General features: G+C 69.7%; 20 protein-coding genes. 9 read left to right on the forward strand and 11 right to left on the reverse strand.

Annotation, left to right across the window (positions count from 1 at the left end; all coding sequences use genetic code 11):
- Positions 1–92: 92 nt before the first annotated feature.
- Positions 93–1,025, forward strand: coding sequence for a hypothetical protein (locus tag P5G59_RS13005; protein WP_301219415.1), 933 nt, complete (start codon positions 93–95; stop codon positions 1,023–1,025).
- Between the two features lies 1 nt (position 1,026).
- Here P5G59_RS13005 and P5G59_RS13010 read toward each other — a convergent pair whose 3' ends face one another.
- From P5G59_RS13010 to P5G59_RS13040, 7 genes are all read right to left on the reverse strand, one after another.
- Positions 1,027–1,581: a dihydrofolate reductase family protein gene (locus tag P5G59_RS13010; protein ID WP_301219416.1), complete on the reverse strand. Its 555-nt coding sequence runs from the start codon at positions 1,579–1,581 to the stop codon at positions 1,027–1,029.
- Positions 1,582–1,633: 52 nt separating this feature from the next.
- Positions 1,634–1,894 (reverse strand): hypothetical protein, encoded by a 261-nt coding sequence (locus P5G59_RS13015; RefSeq protein WP_301219417.1) that lies wholly within the window; start codon positions 1,892–1,894, stop codon positions 1,634–1,636.
- 147 nt (positions 1,895–2,041) lie between these two features.
- Entirely contained in the window at positions 2,042–2,440 is a 399-nt protein-coding gene (locus P5G59_RS13020) for a MerR family transcriptional regulator (protein WP_301219418.1), read from the reverse strand.
- Positions 2,441–2,502: 62 nt separating this feature from the next.
- The gene (locus P5G59_RS13025) at positions 2,503–2,952 is read right to left on the reverse strand and encodes a MarR family winged helix-turn-helix transcriptional regulator (protein WP_301219419.1); all 450 of its coding nucleotides are present in this window, start codon (positions 2,950–2,952) and stop codon (positions 2,503–2,505) included.
- A 22-nt stretch (positions 2,953–2,974) separates the two neighbouring features.
- Entirely contained in the window at positions 2,975–3,217 is a 243-nt protein-coding gene (locus P5G59_RS13030) for a DUF6458 family protein (RefSeq protein ID WP_175337216.1), read from the reverse strand.
- Between the two features lie 81 nt (positions 3,218–3,298).
- Positions 3,299–4,114, reverse strand: a complete 816-nt coding sequence (locus tag P5G59_RS13035; protein WP_301219420.1) for a shikimate 5-dehydrogenase — start codon at positions 4,112–4,114, stop codon at positions 3,299–3,301.
- 33 nt (positions 4,115–4,147) lie between these two features.
- Positions 4,148–4,792: a LysE family translocator gene (locus P5G59_RS13040; RefSeq protein WP_301219421.1), complete on the reverse strand. Its 645-nt coding sequence runs from the start codon at positions 4,790–4,792 to the stop codon at positions 4,148–4,150.
- Between the two features lie 84 nt (positions 4,793–4,876).
- Between P5G59_RS13040 and P5G59_RS13045 the strand changes: the two genes are divergently transcribed.
- The 7 genes from P5G59_RS13045 (at position 4,877) to P5G59_RS13075 (ending at position 12,433) form a co-directional block, all read left to right on the forward strand.
- The gene (locus P5G59_RS13045; protein ID WP_301219422.1) at positions 4,877–5,629 is read left to right on the forward strand and encodes a hypothetical protein; all 753 of its coding nucleotides are present in this window, start codon (positions 4,877–4,879) and stop codon (positions 5,627–5,629) included.
- On the forward strand, positions 5,626–6,129 hold the full coding sequence (locus P5G59_RS13050) for a hypothetical protein (RefSeq protein ID WP_301219423.1): 504 nt from the start codon (positions 5,626–5,628) through the stop codon (positions 6,127–6,129). Before P5G59_RS13045 ends, P5G59_RS13050 begins: the two co-directional genes overlap by 4 nt.
- Positions 6,130–6,208: 79 nt before the next feature.
- Positions 6,209–7,393: an ROK family transcriptional regulator gene (locus P5G59_RS13055; protein WP_301219424.1), complete on the forward strand. Its 1,185-nt coding sequence runs from the start codon at positions 6,209–6,211 to the stop codon at positions 7,391–7,393.
- A 119-nt stretch (positions 7,394–7,512) separates the two neighbouring features.
- Positions 7,513–9,060 carry a multiple monosaccharide ABC transporter ATP-binding protein gene (gene mmsA / locus P5G59_RS13060; protein WP_301219425.1) on the forward strand — a complete coding sequence of 516 codons (1,548 nt, stop codon included), beginning with the start codon at positions 7,513–7,515 and terminating at the stop codon, positions 9,058–9,060.
- Between the two features lie 2 nt (positions 9,061–9,062).
- On the forward strand, positions 9,063–10,415 hold the full coding sequence (gene mmsB / locus P5G59_RS13065) for a multiple monosaccharide ABC transporter permease (RefSeq protein WP_301219426.1): 1,353 nt from the start codon (positions 9,063–9,065) through the stop codon (positions 10,413–10,415).
- A gap of 44 nt (positions 10,416–10,459) precedes the next feature.
- Positions 10,460–11,551: a substrate-binding domain-containing protein gene (locus P5G59_RS13070; protein WP_301219427.1), complete on the forward strand. Its 1,092-nt coding sequence runs from the start codon at positions 10,460–10,462 to the stop codon at positions 11,549–11,551.
- A gap of 228 nt (positions 11,552–11,779) precedes the next feature.
- A complete protein-coding gene (locus P5G59_RS13075) occupies positions 11,780–12,433 on the forward strand; it encodes a GntR family transcriptional regulator (protein ID WP_301219428.1) in 654 nt (217 codons plus the stop codon).
- 432 nt (positions 12,434–12,865) lie between these two features.
- Here the strand turns inward: P5G59_RS13075 and P5G59_RS13080 are convergent, their stop codons facing one another.
- From P5G59_RS13080 to P5G59_RS13090, 3 genes are read right to left on the reverse strand one after another with little or no spacing between them, the layout of a single operon-like run.
- Positions 12,866–13,171 (reverse strand): AzlD domain-containing protein, encoded by a 306-nt coding sequence (locus P5G59_RS13080; protein WP_175337226.1) that lies wholly within the window; start codon positions 13,169–13,171, stop codon positions 12,866–12,868.
- Entirely contained in the window at positions 13,168–13,908 is a 741-nt protein-coding gene (locus P5G59_RS13085; RefSeq protein ID WP_301219429.1) for an AzlC family ABC transporter permease, read from the reverse strand. Before P5G59_RS13085 ends, P5G59_RS13080 begins: the two co-directional genes overlap by 4 nt.
- Before the next feature lie 31 nt (positions 13,909–13,939).
- Positions 13,940–14,485 carry a TetR/AcrR family transcriptional regulator gene (locus P5G59_RS13090; RefSeq protein WP_301219430.1) on the reverse strand — a complete coding sequence of 182 codons (546 nt, stop codon included), beginning with the start codon at positions 14,483–14,485 and terminating at the stop codon, positions 13,940–13,942.
- Between the two features lie 88 nt (positions 14,486–14,573).
- Here P5G59_RS13090 and P5G59_RS13095 point away from each other — a divergent pair, with 88 nt between their 5' ends.
- Positions 14,574–15,827: an MFS transporter gene (locus P5G59_RS13095; protein WP_301219431.1), complete on the forward strand. Its 1,254-nt coding sequence runs from the start codon at positions 14,574–14,576 to the stop codon at positions 15,825–15,827.
- Here P5G59_RS13095 and P5G59_RS13100 read toward each other — a convergent pair.
- Positions 15,811–16,830, reverse strand: coding sequence for an NADPH:quinone reductase (locus tag P5G59_RS13100; protein WP_301219432.1), 1,020 nt, complete (start codon positions 16,828–16,830; stop codon positions 15,811–15,813). The two genes, P5G59_RS13095 and P5G59_RS13100, sit on opposite strands and share 17 nt — an antisense overlap.
- Between the last annotated feature and the right edge of the window lie 29 nt (positions 16,831–16,859).

Consider the following 16,859-nt stretch of genomic DNA (forward strand, 5'->3'; position numbering starts at 1 on the left):
CGGGTCGAGAGATTGACAGGGGACCCGCGAGGGGCGTACCCAGGTGCGCAAGGACTGTCCTCCGGGCGGAACGTGCGACTACCGTGAGCGCCGTGGACACCGTCGCCTGGCTTCTCGACTCCGACCCCGCGATCCGCTGGCAGGTCCTCGCCGACCTGACCGACGCACCCCCGGAGGAGGTCTCCGCGGAGCGCTCGAAGGTGGCCACCGAAGGCTGGGGAGCCCGCATTCTCGCGGAACAGGCGGACGACGGGCTGCGGGACGGCGGCACCTACCGTCCCGGCTGGATCCCGCCGGAGCGCGACGGGTTCGACGCCTGGAGCGCCACCCACTTCAGCCTGCAGCAGCTGGTCGACTTCGGTCTCGATCCGGAGAGCCCGCAGGCCCGGCGCGCGATCGACCGCGTGCGTGAAAATGTTCGCTGGGAGCACGCCGGCGAGCCGTACTTCGAGGGCGAGACGGAACCGTGCATCAACGGGGTCGCCCTGACCATCGCCTCCTACTTCGGCGAGGGCGGCGACAGGATGGCCGAGACGCTGGTCCGTTCGCGCCTCAGCGACGGCGGCTGGAACTGCTGGGCGGAGTACGGCGCGCGGGTCTCGTCGTTCCACTCCACGATCTGTGCGGTGGAGGGTCTGCGCGACTGGCAGAGGGCCGGCGGCGACGACCCCCGCGCGACCGAGACGGTCGAGGCGGGTGAGGAGTACCTGCTGGAGCGCGGGCTCTTCCGGCGACGCTCCGACGGGACGGTCGCCGACCCGCGGATGACGATGATCTCCTACCCGGTGCGCTGGTACCACGACGTGCTGCGCGGACTGGAGCACTTCCGCAGGCAGGACCTGAAGGACCCGCGGCTCGCGCAGGCGGTCGAGCTGGTCCGGGGCAAGGCGGACGCCGATGGACGCTGGGTGCTGGAGAACCTCCACGAGGGCTCGGTGCTCGTCGAGTTCGAGCTGGAGGGGTTCCCGAGCCAGTGGCTGACGCTGCGGGCCCTGCGCGTGCTGCGCTGGTGGGACGCCGCCTGACTCAGGCGCGGTTCACGGCGTAGTGCAGCGCGACCGTCCCGTTGCCGAACCGCCGCTCCTCGAGCAGGTCGAGCGCGACGAAGCGGCCGGGCGGCAGCGCGGGCGTCCCGCCCCCGACGGCGACCGGGACGAGGATCATCCACACCTGGTCGACGAGCCCTGCTGCGAATGCTGCGGCGGCCACCGTCGGGCCGCCGATCGACACATCCCGGTCACTGGTCCGCACCAGCTCGCGCACGAGCTCCGGGTCGAATCGACGCTCCAGCCGGGTGCGGGGGGTCGCGACGTCGGCGAGGGAGGACGAGAAGACGACCTTGTCGGCGTCGCGCCAGACCGCGGCGTAGTCGGCGATCAGCGGGTCGTCCTCCGGCATGTCCTGCCAGACGCGCATCGTCTCGTACATTCGCCGCCCGTACAGGTAGGTGCCGATCCCGCGATCCAGGTCGTTGGCGAACGCGTGCACCTCTCGGTCGGGATGCGCCCACTCGAACGACCCGGACGCGTCCACTGTGTAGCCGTCGACCGAGGCGATAGCCGAGAAGATGAGCCGGGCCATGCGCCGACTCTAGGGCCCGGGCGCCTGGAGGACCAGTGCCGGCCGCCGACGGTCAGCCGAGCTGCGGGAGCAGCACCTTGAGTGCGTTCAGCTCGTTGCCGAACACCCAGGGGACCACGACATCCAGAACCGCGGCGATGCCCAGCGTCAGGAGCACCGCGCCGACCGCGATCAACACCATGGCGACCAGCAGCTGGAGGTAGGGGTTGCCGGTGACGGCGGCGAGCAGCCCCCGCGCCCGCCGCCGCACCGTCGAAGCCGATGACGCTCCGAGCGTCGGTGCTGTCCGCAGTCCGTGGCCCAGTGTCGTCATCGGTGTCCCCCTTCGCGTCGATCCCCCCGGGCCGAATGCCCGAGCCGACAGATCGAGTCAACCGCCGAACCACCCCGCGCGGCATCGACCTGAGGTCGTGAAGGGGTCATACCCGGGGATGATCCCCGGCTCGCCGGCGGGTGGAGGTCAGACCGCTGCGACGGTGCAGCCGCAGCCCTGGGCGGACTCCGGGATACGGTGCTCGGCCCCCGCGAGACGGCTCGCGAGCAGCTCCCGACGGCGTTCCAGCTGTGCGATAGCGGAATCGAGCTCGGCCAGCCCCTCGCGGTACGCGTCCCGGGAGGCGGGGCACTCGTCGCTGTGGGCGTGTCCCGACCCCAGGCAGTCGATGAACGGTCGCGCCTTGCCCGGCGGGATGCCCGTGGCGGCGAGCTCCCTGATCTCCAGGACCGCTCGCAGGTGCTCGTCGTCGTACTCGCGGTACCCGTTGGCGAGGCGCGCGGGGGACACCAGCCCCAGCCGCTCGTAGTAGCGCACCGCCTTGACCGTGACGCCCGCGCGTCCGGCCAGCTCGCTGATCCGCATGGCTTCCTCCCCGCACAGCGTAAACCCTGACCCGCGGGGGAGGGTCCATCCGTCTCCGGGAGTCAGACCGCCCGCACGTCGGCTCGCACGGCCGCGCCGATGATCGCGTGCAGGCTCTCGCGCAGGTTCTCGAGCTCCGCCACCGGTAGCCCCAGCTGCTCCACGATCCGCGGCGGGATGGTCTCGGCCTCCGCCCGCAGCGCCCGGCCGCTCGCGGTGAGCCGCACCTCCAGGGCGCGCTCGTCGGCGGCGCTCCGGCGGCGCTCGATGTACCCGGTCGCCTCCAGCCGCTTGAGCAGGGGCGACAGCGTGGCGGGTTCGAGGGCGAGCGTCTCGCTGAGGTCTTTCACGGTGCGCGGCTCGCGCTCCCAGAGGGCGAGCATCACCAGGTACTGCGGATGGGTCAGTCCGAGCGGTTCGAGCACCGGGCGGTAGAGCGCGATGACGCTCCGGGCTGCGACCGCGAGCCCGAAGCACACCTGGTTCTCGAGGGCGAGGAGGTCGTCCGGCATCGGGCCATTGTATGGCCGCGCCTCAGTACTCATCGGTGCGGCGCTCGACCCGCTCGCCGGTGGCGGGGTCGATGGTCTCGCGGCGCACCGTGGTGCGCGGCCGGCGCCTCAGCGCGAAGGCCAATGAGATGACGAAGACGACGAGTCCGGCACCCATCAGGATGTAGCCGGTCAGCTTCAGGTCGATCCAGCTCACCTGCACCTGCAGGGCGAAGGCCAGGATGAGCCCGACCACGAAGATGAAGATGCCGCTGCCGATGCCCATGCGAACGCTCCTTCGGGTTGGTGCGCTCAAGCTACTCCCCGCGCGGTCGTGTGCGCATCCCACCATCCGGCGGGATCGCGGCTACTCCGCGCGGGAGAACTCCGAGGCGCGGGCCACCTGCTCGGGTGTCAGCGCGACACCCGTGTAGCGCTCGAACTGGCGGGCCGCCTGGAGCGCGATGACCTCGGCGCCGGTGATGACGGCCGTACCGGCCTCCCGTGCGGCGCGGATCAACGGCGTCTCGGAGGGGAAGGCGACGACGTCGAAGACCGTCGCCGCTCGCTCGATGAACGACTCGCCGAAGGCCAGCACGTCCTCCGCGTCGCCGCGCATTCCGAGCGGGGTGACGTTGACGATCACGTCGAACTCGGGCGCCGGGTCGGCGGCCACCCAGTCGTAGCCGTAGCGCTCGGCAAGCGCCGGCCCCGCTTCCGAGTTGCGGGCGAGCACGGTCAGGTCGTCGAAGCCCGCTCCGCGGAAGGCGGCGACGACGGCCTTCGCCATGCCGCCGGAGCCCCGCAGCAGCACGCGCTGCGCCGGGTCCACGTCGTGCTCGGCGAGCAGCTGCGCGACCGCCTCGTAGTCGGTATTCGAGGCGGTGAGGAAGCCGTCCTCGTTCACAACGGTGTTGACGGACTCGATGGCGACCGCCGACTGCTCGAGGTTGTCGACCAGCGGGATGATGGCCTCCTTGAAGGGCATCGACACGGAGCAGCCGCGGATGCCGAGCGCGCGGATGCCGCGTACCGCGCCCTCCAGGTCGTCGGTCGTGAACGCCTTGTAGACGAAGTTGAGGCCGAGCTCGTCGTACAGGAAGTTGTGGAACCGCGTGCCGATGTTGCTCGGGCGGCCGGCGAGGGAGATGCAGACCTGCATGTCCTTGTTCAGGATGGGCATGCACCCATCATCCCAGGACGACGGCGTCGGGGATCAGCCCTCCGCGCCGGCGATCACGGTCCCGATCCCGAGAGCCGACAGCACGCCGGCCGAGATCCGCTCCAGGGCGCGGGTGACCCGCGGCCGGCGCAGCCACGCGATCATGCGGGACGCGAGCAGGGCGACCGCGACGAGGTAGAGCATCCCGATCAGGCCGTCGATGGCGCCGAGCAGCATCGTCTCGCCGAACCCGGCGTGCGCCGACACGAACTGCGGCACCACGGCGATGAAGAAGAGCCCGACCTTCGGGTTGAGCATCGTCGAGAGCAGCCCGGCGAGCAGGCTCGGCGTCGACCGGCGGCGCGCGACCTGCGCGGCCGTCGCGGCGGTCGGGTCCGCGGCCGCGTGGGAGCTCTTCCGGCTGGCGAGGAAGGCCGCGACCCCGAGGTAGATCAGGTAGAGGCCGCCGGCGATCTTGACGATCCGGAACACCTCGGCGGACTGCTCCAGGAGCGCCGCGAGGCCGACCCCGACGAGCGCCGCCCAGACGAGCGACCCGATCGCGGTCCCCGCGGCCGCGGCGATGCCGTCGCGGGCCCGGCCCATGCTGTAGCGCAGCACGAGGAAGGTGTCGGGCCCCGGGGTCAGGGCCAGAACAAGGCACAGCCCGGCGAACGCGAGCAGCGAGAGGACCGTCATGCGTCGATCATAGGGACGTTCGGCAATCGTGAAAGGATGTCGTCTGCTGAGCGGTCGATTCAGCCTTTCAGCTAGGCTGAGGGTATGACCCTGGTGGACGACCGCCCTCGCGAAGCCCCGGTGCCCCTGGTGACCTGGCAGGCAGTGGTTCGCGCGAACGAACCGAGCTCCAATCCGACGCGCGCGCGCTATCGCACCGTCAAGGGGCACGGCAGAGCGACTGAGGGTGTCCGAGTCCAGCGCCGAGCGGACGGGCGAGCCCAAGGAACCGACACCGTGCACAGTGTGCTTGGGGTCATCGCTGCGTACGCCAGGAGGGCGCAGCTGGAAGAGCTCTCAGAAGCTCTTCTCGACGAAGCGAGGATCCTGGAGGAGCGCTACGCGCACGCCGTCGGCTCTCTCGAGGAGGGGGACAGCCAGGCCGAAGCCGATCTCTACCGTGAGATGTCGAGTGCAACCCTCGAAGCTCTGCGCGCTCACGAGAGCGGCTGGAGTTCGATCCTCGCTTACGCGGTGGTGACGTCTGCGGACGCGCGTTCGGCGCACATCGAGGAGGTCGAGGCCGAGGGTGACCTCGGTGGACTCGACCTGCCTCGCGCGCTTTTGGACTACTGGTCGATCTCTGACGGCGACGGCCTCTGGTTGTTCTGCGAAATCCGGCAGTCCAGCGCCATCTTCGAAGTGCTTCCCACGGCGCGGAGCCAGGTGGAGCGGCTCGAACGGCAAGCGTTCCTCAGGTCGGTACGGCCTGAGCGGGATGAGGCCGAGCGGGAACGCGTGCGGCGCCTCGCCGAGACCGGAGCCGTCGGTCGCCGGTCGGTCAGGAGACCTGCTTGAGCGTTCGTCTGAAGTGGCGGACGGCGAGGAAAGGCGATCGACGACTTCTCCAGTCGTTCACCTGCACGGTCGACAGGCCGCGGAACTGGCGCGAGCCGCATCCACGACCGTGGGAGCTGCAGGTGCAGAGCTGGGTGAGAGAGCTGAAACCGCCGGTCCACGGGCGTCGGAGTGTAGATCTCGGGTTCGCCGGTCCCGAGCTGGCCGCGGTGGTGGTCGTCGATCATGTGGAAGAGGAGTTCTTCCACATTCCGGCCGTTGCCAGGGCTCTGGATCGGCGAGGCGCCGCAACGGGTACCGGAATCGTGGACCACGCCATCGACCTGGCCGCGGCGCGCGCTTCTCCGGACCTGGACCACATCATCCTCAGCGCGAACATCCACCGCCGGAACTCGGCCAGCCGGCAGTGCTTCGAAAGAGCAGGGTTCACCAGGGACATCGGGATGACGGACCCGAGTTTCGAACAGTGGCTCCTGCGGGTCGAATTCGACGTCGTCTGACCCAAGAGTCACCTGATCGCGGGGTGGACTGTTGCGTTCACAGCTTGACTCCAACTGCCGGATCGTTCACTCTTATCGCATGACCGCCACTCCGGGGCTGATCCCTCGTGGCGCTCGCAATCCCGGGTCGCAGGGCGCTCTGAGGCATTTGAACCAGGAGCGGCTCGTCGAGTACCTCCTGGCCAACGGCCCCTCCACCCAGGCTGAGCTGGCGCGCGGGACCGGCCTGTCCACCGCCACCGTGTCCAACATCGTCCGCGACATGGCGGCGAAGGGCGTCGTGGCGACCTCCCCGGTCACCTCCAGCGGCCGGCGCGCGCTCCTCGTGCAGCTGACCGACACCGGCGACATCGCGGTCGGGGTCGACTTCGGCCGCAGGCACGTGCGCATCGTGCTCGCCACCCTCGGCTACGACGTGCTCGCCGAGGAGCAGGTCGCCCTCGAACCCGGTTACGACGTGCTCGAGGCGGTTGCGCAGGCATCGGCGCTGCTCGACCGGATGCTGGTCGCGGGCGGCCACGACCGCCAGGCCGTGCTGGCCGTCGGGGTCGGCATCCCCGGGCCCATCGACCGCCGCACCGGCACGGTGCTGCAGGGCGCCATCCTGCCCGAGTGGGTCGGGATCACGCGGCGCGAGCTGGAGGACGCGTTCGGCTTCCCCGTCGTCGTCGACAACGACGCCAACCTCGGTGCGCTCGCCGAGGTGACCTGGGGCGCGAACCGCGGCGAGCGGAACCTGATCTTCGTCAAGATCGGCACGGGGATCGGCGCCGGGCTCATCCTGAACGGCCAGCCCTACTACGGCTTCCTCGGCATCACGGGTGAGCTCGGCCACACACCGGTCGCAGAGCACGGCGTGATCTGCCGCTGCGGCAACCGCGGCTGCCTGGAGACGGTCGCCTCCACCAGCGTGATGCTGGAGTCGCTCGGCCGCAGCGGCGCGACGACGACCTCCGACATCCTGCGCCGCGGGCTGGAGAAGGACCCGGCGGTGCTGAGGGTCGTCGGCGACGCGGGAACCGCGGTCGGGCAGGCGATCGGCAACATCGCGAACGTCATCAACCCGGAGCTCGTGCTGATCGGCGGTCCGCTGGTCGGCCTCGGCGACGCGCTGCTCGACCCGATCCGGCACGGGATCAGGCAGAACGCCATCCCGATCATCGCCGGCACCACGACGGTCCGGGTGTCGTCGCTTGGCGACCGCGCGGAGTCGCTCGGGGCCGCCGCGATCGTCATCCAGGGCGCGCTCGCGGGCAACGACTGAGCAGCGGGCCAGCCGGGGAGCGCCGTTACCTCATCGTTGTCTTCACTATTTGACGACAAGCCCGAACATAGCGTTTACTACTTAGGCACATCCATTCCGAGCCCGAACAAGGAGCGACGATGCCGTCGAACGCAGTCATCCTCGAGATGCGCGCGATCACCAAGGAGTTCCCCGGTGTCAAAGCGCTGGAGGATGTCTCCCTGACCGTGCGCGCCGACGAGATCCACGCGATCTGCGGCGAGAACGGGGCGGGGAAGTCCACCCTCATGAAGGTGCTCTCGGGCGTCTACCCGTACGGCACCTACAGCGGTGACATCGTGTACCAGGGCGAGGTCATGCGCTTCCGCGACATCAAGTCGAGCGAGTCGCAGGGCATCGTCATCATCCACCAGGAGCTCGCGCTCATCCCCGAGCTGTCGATCACCGAGAACATCTTCCTCGGCAACGAGCCCGCCCGCGGCGGCGTCATCAACTGGCGCGAGGCCAAGCTCCGCGCGACCGAGCTGCTCGCCCGCGTCGGCCTGAGCGACGACCCCGACACGCAGATCAAGAACATCGGCGTCGGCAAGCAGCAGCTGGTCGAGATCGCGAAGGCGCTCAACAAGAACGTCAAGCTGCTCATCCTCGACGAGCCGACCGCCGCCCTCAACGAGGCGGAGTCGCAGCACCTGCTCGACCTCATCGTCGGCCTCAAGGGCAAGGGCGTCAGCTCCATCATCATCAGCCACAAGCTCAACGAGATCGAGCAGGTGGCCGACCAGATCACGATCATCCGCGACGGCCACTCCATCGAGACGCTCGACGTGAAGGCCGACGGCGTCGACGAGGACCGCATCATCCGTGGCATGGTCGGCCGGACGCTCGAGAGCCGCTACCCGGAGCGCACGCCGAACATCGGCGAGCCGTTCTTCGAGGTGCGCAACTGGGTCGTCCAGCACCCGCAGGTTCCGGAGCGCCTGGTGGTCAAGAACTCCAGCTTCTACGTGCGCCGCGGCGAGATCGTCGGCTTCGCCGGCCTCATGGGCGCCGGCCGCACCGAGCTCGCGATGAGCATCTTCGGCCGCTCCTACGGCAACTGGATCTCGGGTGAGATCTACAAGGACGGCCACGAGATCCAGGTGCGCAACGTCGCGGAGGCCATCGACAACGGCATGGCGTACGTGAGCGAGGACCGCAAGGTGCTCGGGCTCAACCTGCTCGACGACATCAAGGAGTCGATCGTCTCCGCGAAGCTGTCGAAGATCGCAAAGCGCGGAGTGGTCGACGACCTCAAGGAGTTCGCGGTCGCCGACGACTACCGGAAGCGCCTGCGCATCCGCACGCCCGACGTGAACCGCGGCGTCAGCACCCTCTCCGGCGGCAACCAGCAGAAGGTCGTCCTGGCGAAGTGGATGTTCACCGACCCCGACCTGCTGATCCTGGACGAGCCGACGCGCGGCATCGACGTCGGCGCCAAGTTCGAGATCTACGGGATCATCCAGCAGCTGGCCGCGCAGGGCAAGGGCGTCATCGTCATCTCGTCCGAGCTCCCGGAGCTGCTCGGCATCTCCGACCGTATCTACACGATCTTCGAGGGTCAGATCACCGACGACTTCCCCATCGCGGAAGCGACCCCCGAAGCACTCCTGAAAAGCATGACTTCCGCAAAGAAGAGGGTGGCCCGATAACCATGAGCACTCAGATCGCTGAAAAGAAGAAGTCCGGAGGGATCCGCGACCTCGGCAAGATGTTCGGCGGCGGCCAGTCCACCGGCCGCCAGTTCGGCATCCTCGGTGCCCTCGTGGTCATCGTGCTGCTGTTCGAGCTGCTCACCGGCGGCAAGACGCTCGACCCGGTGAACCTGATCAACCTCGTCAACCAGAACGTCTACGTCCTGGTGCTGGCGATCGGCATGGTCATGGTCATCATCGCCGGCCACATCGACCTGTCGGTCGGTTCGGTCGCCGCGGTCGTCGGCATCATCGTGGCGCAGGCGATGAACCTCTGGAACCTGCCCTGGCCGCTCGCGATCGTGCTCGGCCTCGCGGTCGGCGCCGTGATCGGCGCCTGGCAGGGCTGGTGGGTCGCCTACGTCGGCGTCCCCGCCTTCATCGTGACGCTGGCCGGCATGCTGATCTTCCGCGGCCTCAACCAGCTCATCGGTAACGCGAACACCATCCCGGTGCCGGACGGCTTCACCTTCATCGGCGGCGGCTTCCTGCCGGAGTGGGGCCCGAACACCGGGTACAACAACTCCACGCTGCTGCTCGGCCTGATCATCGCCGTCGTCATCGCCGTGCTCGAGGTGCGCACCCGCCGCAACCAGACCAAGATGGGCTCCGAGAAGGCGCCGCTGTGGGTCAGCGTGTTCAAGGTCGTCGTCCTCGACGCCGTCGTGATCTACTTCACGTTCCTGTTCGCAGGTGGCCGCGTCGGCACCTCGTTCCCCGTCTCGGGCATCATCCTCGGCGTCCTGATCATCCTGTACTCGTTCATCACGCGGAGCACGATCTTCGGCCGCCACATCTACGCGGTCGGCGGCAACTCGCACGCCGCGGAGCTGTCGGGCGTCAAGATCCGCCGCGTCAACTTCTTCGTGATGATGAACATGTCCGTGCTGGCCGCGCTCGCCGGCATGATCGCGGTCGCCCGCTCGGTCTCCTCCGGCCCGCAGGACGGCCTCGGCTGGGAGCTCGACGCGATCGCCGCCGTCTTCATCGGTGGTGCCGCGGTCTCCGGCGGCATCGGAACGGTCGCCGGCTCCATCGTCGGTGGTCTCGTCATCGCGGTCCTGAACAACGGTCTGCAGCTGCTCGGCGTCACCTCCGACTGGGTCCAGATCATCAAGGGCCTCGTGCTGCTGATCGCGGTCGGCATCGACGTCTACTCGCACCGCCGCGGCGGACCGTCGCTGATCGGCCGGCTCTTCGGCGGCCGTGGCCGCCGACAGGAGACCGCTGCGGACGCCGCGGGCGCCGAGCAGCCGGCTGTGACGCCGACCGCCGACCCGGCCGAGGACTCCTCGCGGTCCCTCACCTCCTGACTCAACATCCCCTGCACCATCCACAGAGAAGAAAGAGATCAATAATGCGCAAGATCGCACTCGCGACAGTGGCTGTCGCAGCTGCCGCCGCGCTGGCCCTGTCCGGCTGCTCCAGCCGTGACGGTGGCTCGGGCACCTCGACGGCGTCCGGTTTCGCCAAGGACGCCTCCATCGGTGTCGCCCTCCCGACCAAGACGTCGGAGAACTGGGTGCTCGCCGGTGGTCTGTTCGAGAACGGCCTGAAGGAGGCCGGTTTCAAGGGCGACGTGCAGTACGCCGGTGGCTCGGGCGTCTCCGACCAGCAGTCCCAGATCCAGTCGATGATCACCAACGGCGCCAAGGTCGTCATCATCGGCGCCGTCGACGGTGGCCAGCTCGCCGCGCAGGCCAAGGCCGCGCACGACGCCGGTGCGACCGTCATCGCGTACGACCGCCTCATCCTGAACACGAACGACGTCGACTACTACGTCGCGTACGACAACGAGAAGGTCGGCGAGCTGCAGGGTCAGGCCCTGCTCGACGGCATGAAGGCCAAGTTCCCGGACAAGAAGACCTACAACATCGAGCTCTTCTCCGGTTCGCCGGACGACGCCAACTCGAAGGTCTTCTTCGACGGCGCCATGAAGGTCCTGCAGCCGAAGATCGACGACGGCACGCTGAAGGTCGTCTCCGGTGAGACCGACATCAAGCAGACCGCGACCCAGGGCTGGCTGCCGGCCAACGCGCAGACCCGCATGGACACGCTGCTCGCGAAGAGCTACGGCTCGGCCGAGCTCGACGGCGTCCTGTCGCCGAACGACACCCTGGCCCGCGCCATCATCACCTCGGTGAAGGGTGCAGGCAAGCCGGTCCCGATCGTCACCGGTCAGGACTCGGAGGCCGAGTCGGTCAAGTCCATCATGGCGGGCGAGCAGTACTCGACCATCAACAAGGACACCCGCAACCTGGTCAAGCAGGCCATCGACATGGTCAAGGACCTGCAGCAGGGCAAGAAGCCCGCGACCAACGACGACAAGTCGTACAACAACGGCAAGAAGGTCGTCCCGGCCTACCTGCTGAAGCCGGTCATCGTCACCAAGGCCAACGCGGCCGAGGCGTACGCCAACGACCCGACCCTGGAGCCGCTGACCAAGTAACTCCCGTCCGCACCACGTGCGAACAAGAAAGGGCCCGGAGCATTCGCTGCTCCGGGCCCTTTGCCGATCCGCCCCCCGACGGATCGGTTCCCCCTGGCCGAGACGACCCCAGGCTATGGCCCGTGTCGCGTCGGCAGCATCGGTGGCAGCACGGATATGGCCATGCGTGCCCGCTCGCGCCGCCAGTATGTTAGACAGGAGTGAACATTTCTGTCTGGAAGGGGTCGCGTGGATCAGAGCACGCCGGACGGCCGCTATGGCGAGCGTCGCCTGCTGCGCAACGATGTCTTCGAGCTGGTGCTCGAGCGCATCCTGACGGGGGAGTACCAGCCGGGCGAGCGCCTGCGCGACGCAGACCTCACGGCATGGCTGCAGGTGTCGCGGACGCCGGTGCGCGAGGCGATCAGCAGGCTGGCGGCGGTCGGGCTGGTCGAGACCTCTCCCAACCGCTTCACCGAGGTCTCTCCGCTGGACGACGGCGAGGTGGCGGACGCGCTGGAGGTGCTCCGGCTGCTCTGGCCGCAGGCCCTGCGGTCGCTCTGCGCATCGCCGCGGCTCGACACCGAGGTGGAGCTGACCCTGCTCGCGACCCGCATCGAGCGCGGCGACGTCGACCCGGCCCCCGGCTTCCACCACGCCATGGCGATCGTGTCGGCCGTCGTGCCGAACCGCGTGCTGGCGGAGGCGCTGCGTGCGGCCGACCTGCGCGTGGTCCGCTACCTGCTGCTGGTGCCGGAGGCGCGGGAGCTGCTTCAGCGCGAGAGGGTCGTCTCCCTCGTCCGGGCGCTCTGCGACGGCGCCGGCGACGCGGAGGCTCTCCTCACCGGCGTGCTCGACGACCTGGACGGCGTGGTCGCCTGGCGCCGCAGCGCGGCACGGTAGAACCGGACCAGCTCGGCGGCCGGCGGGCGCTGGGCCGCCATCGTGCTCGCATCCACCCGTCGCGCTGCCATGTGGTGCCGCCACGACTCTGCGGCGCAGCGGTGGTCCCAGGCCACGGCGGCCGCCGCTTCGAGCGTGCGGCACCAGCCGATCAGCTCGCGGCCCTGCGAGGTGGGCGCCCAGGTGACCACGCGGAACCAGACGTCGGGCCGGTTCGGATCGCCGAAGGCGAAGCGCCGGATGACAGCGTACGGGGCGCCGAGCGCGCCCTGTCGGAGCAGCCACTCGGTGGGCTGCGCATTCGCCACCGGGTGCCATTCCGCGCTCACGGCGTCACGTTACGTGCACCCGCCGACAGTCCTTCTGCGGTGCTGCGGAACGACTGCGGGTGTCCGCGCACCCGCGGAGGTTACGAACGGCCGCAGTCGCGACTCAGGTGAAGAGACGGATGAGGGCGGCGACGGCCGCCGCGGCCGGCACCACGACGATGAACGGCACCCGGAGGGCGTACAGGCCCGCCGCGATGGCGACGGCGGGGAGCCTCGCGTCCAGTTGCAGCGACTGCCCGGCGCCCAGCGTCTGCACGCAGATCAGGGCGGCGAGGAGCGCCGCGGTCAGCAGGTCGCTCACGCGCGCGACCGTCGGGTGGTCGAGGGCCTTCGGCGGCACCATCCAGCCGATCGCCTTGAGCCCGAGCACCGCGATCGAGGCGAGCAGGATGACGTTCCAGGTGCTCACGGCTCCACCTCCCGCTCCATCGGCACGGCTTCGGGATGCGGCGGGTCGTCGCGGCGACCGAACAGGTTCAGCACTCCGACCACGATCGCCACCGCCGCCGCGGCCAGCACGGGCAGGCCCGGCGTGAGGAACGGCGTGAGCAGGGTCGCGACGAACCCGGCCGCGACGGCGACGGCCTGTGTCTGCCGCGCCTTGAGCCGCGGCCAGAGCAGTCCGAGGAACGCGGCGGCAGCGGCGGCGTCGAGCCCGTAGGCCTTCACGTCCCCGATGAGGTCGCCGAGCAGCGCGCCGGCCAGCGTGGTGAGGTTCCAGCCGATGTAGACGACGAGTCCGGTCGTCCAGAAGCCGATGCGCTGGGCGCGCGGTGCGGCCTGGGCGGTGGCGACGGCCGTGGACTCGTCGATGGTCAGCTGGGTCGCGGCGGCCCGACGCCAGAAGCCGCGACCGATGATGCGCGAGAGCCGCAGCGCATAGAAGGAGTTGCGCACGCCGAGCAGAGCGGCGCTCGCGATGGCGGTGCCGCCCGCCGCGCCGCCGCCGGAGGCCAGCACGCCGATGAGCGCGAACTGCGAGCCGCCGCTGAACATGACCAGGCTGAGGACGCACGTCTGCCAGACGTCGAGGCCGGAGGCCGTCGACAGGGCTCCGAACGAGATGCCGTATGCGGCTGTGGCGATGCCGACCGCCCAGCCCGACCGGGCCGCGGCGCGTTCCTCGCTGGTCCGTTCCTGGCGCATCGCCTCACGACACTATCGCTCGGCGCGCGATTTACCGGAACAGCCGCGCGACCAGGTGTTCGGCGGTGGAATCCTCCAGCGTCCAGGGCAGGAAGATGACGCGGTAGATGATCGGGGCGATCACGAGGTCGAGGATGTCCTCCGCCGTGACCCCGGAGTCCGGGTAGCGCTCGAGGAACAGGTTCGCCTCGATGCGGCGGTTGCGCAGGCAGTACGACTGCTGCTCGCCGGCCGCCGACGCGCCCCCGCGCAGGAGTGCCGCGTTGACGGGGTTGCTGTAGTGCGCCACGATCTCCTGCGCCCAGGCGGTGAGGTCGGCCCGCAGGTCCCCGTTCTCCGGCAGCGGCCGGGTGGGATCGAGCTGGTAGGTGGCGATGTCGTTGATGAGTGTCGGGAGGTCGCCCCAGCGGCGGTAGATGCTGGTCGGGTTGACCCCGGCGCGCTCGGCGATCATCGGCACCGTGACGCGGTCCTGGCCCTTCTCCTCGACGAGCTCCTCGACCGCGGTCCGCACGTTGTGGATGACCGCGGCGCTGCGGCCGCCCGTGCGTCGGGCGGGAGTGGTCGTCGGTTCCATGGGAATAGCTTAAAGCAAATCTTGTTGCTTTTTCTCACATCCCCTTCTATAGTCGCAAAAGCAATCGGATTTGCTTTAAGGAGTCGACATGACCACTGCCCAGGAATCCCTCGCCACCGGCGGGATGATGGCCGTCCGCACGACGGAGCGCAGTGCCCGGCGTGGTCCGCGACTGCAGCCGACGGCCGCCTTCGCCGGCACCGCGCTCGCCTTCGTCGCCGTGGCGCTCGCCGTCGGCGCCCCGAGCCCGCTGTTCGTGCTGTACGAGCAGGAGTGGGGCTTCCAGCCGTGGCTGCTCACGGTCGCGTTCGCGATCTACGCGGTGACCCTGCTGATCACCCTGCTCGTGGCCGGCTCGCTCTCCGACCACATCGGCCGCCGTCCCGTGCTGATCGGCGCGCTCGCCCTGCAGGTGGTCGCCATGCTCGTCTTCCTGTTCGCCCCCGACATCGGTTGGATCATCGGCGCGCGCTCCGTTCAGGGCGTCGCGACCGGGGCCGCCATGAGCACCTTCACGGCCGCCCTGGTCGAGCTGGCACCTGAGCCGCAGAAGAAGCTGGGGGCCACGATCGGGAGCACCGCGCCGGTCGGCGGCATCGCCATCGGCGCCTTCCTCACCGGCCTGGCCGTGCAGTTCGTCCCGCAGCCCACCACGCTCGTCTTCGTCACCCTCGCGCTGCTGTTCGCGGCGGGCATCCTCGTGGTCGTCGCCTCCCCGGAGACGGTCGAGCGCCGCCCCGGCGCGGTGCGCTCGCTCATCCCGAGGCTGCTGATCCCGCGCGAGGCGCGCAGCGAGTTCGCCGGCGCCATCCCGCTGTTCCTGGCCACCTGGATGCTCGCCGGACTCTTCATCGGGCTGTCGCCGTCCATCCTTCACGGCGTCTTCCACCTCGACAGCGGCCTGCTGAACGGCGCCATCGTCGCCGTGCCGCCGGCCGTCGGCGCTGTCGCCGGGCTGCTGCTCACCCGGGCTCCGGCGCGCAGGACGGTCGTCTGGGCCATGGCCGCGATCGTCGTCGGCGTCGTGATCGCCGCCATCGGCATGACTGCGGTGTCGCTCCCGCTGCTGTTCGCCGGAGCGACTGTCGCCGGTGGCGGGTTCGGTGCGGGATTCTCCGCGATGCTCCGGATGCTCGCGCCGCTCGCCCCGAACGACCAGCGCGCAGAGCTCTTCGCGGGGATCTTCCTCGTGAGCTACCTCGCCTACGGCCTCCCGGCGCTCGTGGCGGGCGAGCTGATCAGCTGGATCGGCCTCCTGCCGACGGCGCTCGGCTACTCGGCCGCCATCGCCACTGCCGCGATCGTCGCCCTGGTGGTGCAGGCGCTCAGATCACGTCGATGAGCGCCTTGCCCACGGCGCCGTTCTCGACGGCGTCGTGGGCCTCCGCCGTCCGCTCCAGGGGGAAGCGCGTGATCGGGAGGCCGTGCTCGGCGCCGACCTTCAGCACCCCGTCGGCCGCAGCGGCCGTCACCGCGCGCACCGCCGCCGCCTTCGACTCCGGCGCGACGGTGTAGGTGAGCACGAACTGCCAGCGCAGGTTCTTCGACATGCTCGGCCGCACGGGGATGGTCACCGAGTCGTCCTCGGGCGAGTTGGCGTAGCTGGCGATCGTGGCGTTCGCGCCGGCGACCTTCACATCCAGCTCGACGTTGGCGGTCACGTTCACCTCGACGATGATGTCGACGCCTCGTGGGGCGAGCGCGCCGATCGCCTTGGCGGTGTCGGGGTCGGTGTAGTTGACCACGTGGTGCGCACCGGCCGCACGCGCCAGCTCCGCCTTCTCGTGGCTGCTGACCGTGGCGATCACGGTCGCCCCCGCCCACACCGCCAGCTGGATCGCGGCGTGGCCGACCGCGCCGGCGCCTCCCGCGACAAGCACGGTCCGTCCGTCGAGGGAACCGGGCGAGAGCTCCGTCGGCGCGTGCTCGTACGACGTGAGCGCCCGGTGCGCGGTCAGCGCAGGGATGCCGAACGACGCCCCTTCGTCGAAGCTCACCCCGTCGGGAAGGGCGACCACGAGCCGCTCGGGCAGCACGGCCAGCTCTTGCGCCGTCCCGTCGGGACGCTGGTAGGCGGCGTCCCACACCCACACGCGGTCCCCTGGGCGGAAGGCCGTCACGCCCTCCCCGACCTCGTCGACCACCCCCGCACCGTCCTGGTTCGGAACCTGCGGCCGGGGCAGGTCGCTCGGCCCGCTGCCGCGCCGTGCCTTCCAGTCGGTCGGATTCACCCCCGAGACGTGGATGCGCACGCGCACCTCGCCGGGACCGGGATGCGGCTCCTCGCGCTCGCCGAGTGTGAGCACGCTCGAGTCGCCGGTGGAGGAGTAGGTGACAGCCTTCATGGGACCCAGCCAATCACGTGCGCGGGCTC

This window comes from Leifsonia virtsii (genome assembly GCF_030433675.1).
In the GTDB taxonomy this organism is placed as follows: Bacteria; Actinomycetota; Actinomycetes; order Actinomycetales; family Microbacteriaceae; genus Leifsonia; species Leifsonia virtsii.

Excerpts from the sequence above, each read along its gene's own strand:
- P5G59_RS13020 (WP_301219418.1), bottom strand. The coding sequence starts at position 2,440 with ATGCGGATCAGCGAGCTGGCCGGACGCGCGGGCGTCACGGTCAAGGCG.
- P5G59_RS13055 (WP_301219424.1), top strand. The coding sequence starts at position 6,209 with ATGACCGCCACTCCGGGGCTGATCCCTCGTGGCGCTCGCAATCCCGGG.
- mmsB (WP_301219426.1), top strand. The coding sequence starts at position 9,063 with ATGAGCACTCAGATCGCTGAAAAGAAGAAGTCCGGAGGGATCCGCGAC.
- P5G59_RS13025 (WP_301219419.1), bottom strand. The coding sequence starts at position 2,952 with ATGCCGGACGACCTCCTCGCCCTCGAGAACCAGGTGTGCTTCGGGCTC.
- P5G59_RS13090 (WP_301219430.1), bottom strand. The coding sequence starts at position 14,485 with ATGGAACCGACGACCACTCCCGCCCGACGCACGGGCGGCCGCAGCGCC.
- P5G59_RS13095 (WP_301219431.1), top strand. The coding sequence starts at position 14,574 with ATGACCACTGCCCAGGAATCCCTCGCCACCGGCGGGATGATGGCCGTC.
- mmsA (WP_301219425.1), top strand. The coding sequence starts at position 7,513 with ATGCCGTCGAACGCAGTCATCCTCGAGATGCGCGCGATCACCAAGGAG.
- P5G59_RS13040 (WP_301219421.1), bottom strand. The coding sequence starts at position 4,792 with ATGACGGTCCTCTCGCTGCTCGCGTTCGCCGGGCTGTGCCTTGTTCTG.
- P5G59_RS13035 (WP_301219420.1), bottom strand. The coding sequence starts at position 4,114 with ATGCCCATCCTGAACAAGGACATGCAGGTCTGCATCTCCCTCGCCGGC.
- P5G59_RS13100 (WP_301219432.1), bottom strand. The coding sequence starts at position 16,830 with ATGAAGGCTGTCACCTACTCCTCCACCGGCGACTCGAGCGTGCTCACA.
- P5G59_RS13030 (WP_175337216.1), bottom strand. The coding sequence starts at position 3,217 with ATGGGCATCGGCAGCGGCATCTTCATCTTCGTGGTCGGGCTCATCCTG.
- P5G59_RS13015 (WP_301219417.1), bottom strand. The coding sequence starts at position 1,894 with ATGACGACACTGGGCCACGGACTGCGGACAGCACCGACGCTCGGAGCG.
- P5G59_RS13045 (WP_301219422.1), top strand. The coding sequence starts at position 4,877 with ATGACCCTGGTGGACGACCGCCCTCGCGAAGCCCCGGTGCCCCTGGTG.
- P5G59_RS13085 (WP_301219429.1), bottom strand. The coding sequence starts at position 13,908 with ATGCGCCAGGAACGGACCAGCGAGGAACGCGCCGCGGCCCGGTCGGGC.
- P5G59_RS13010 (WP_301219416.1), bottom strand. The coding sequence starts at position 1,581 with ATGGCCCGGCTCATCTTCTCGGCTATCGCCTCGGTCGACGGCTACACA.
- P5G59_RS13070 (WP_301219427.1), top strand. The coding sequence starts at position 10,460 with ATGCGCAAGATCGCACTCGCGACAGTGGCTGTCGCAGCTGCCGCCGCG.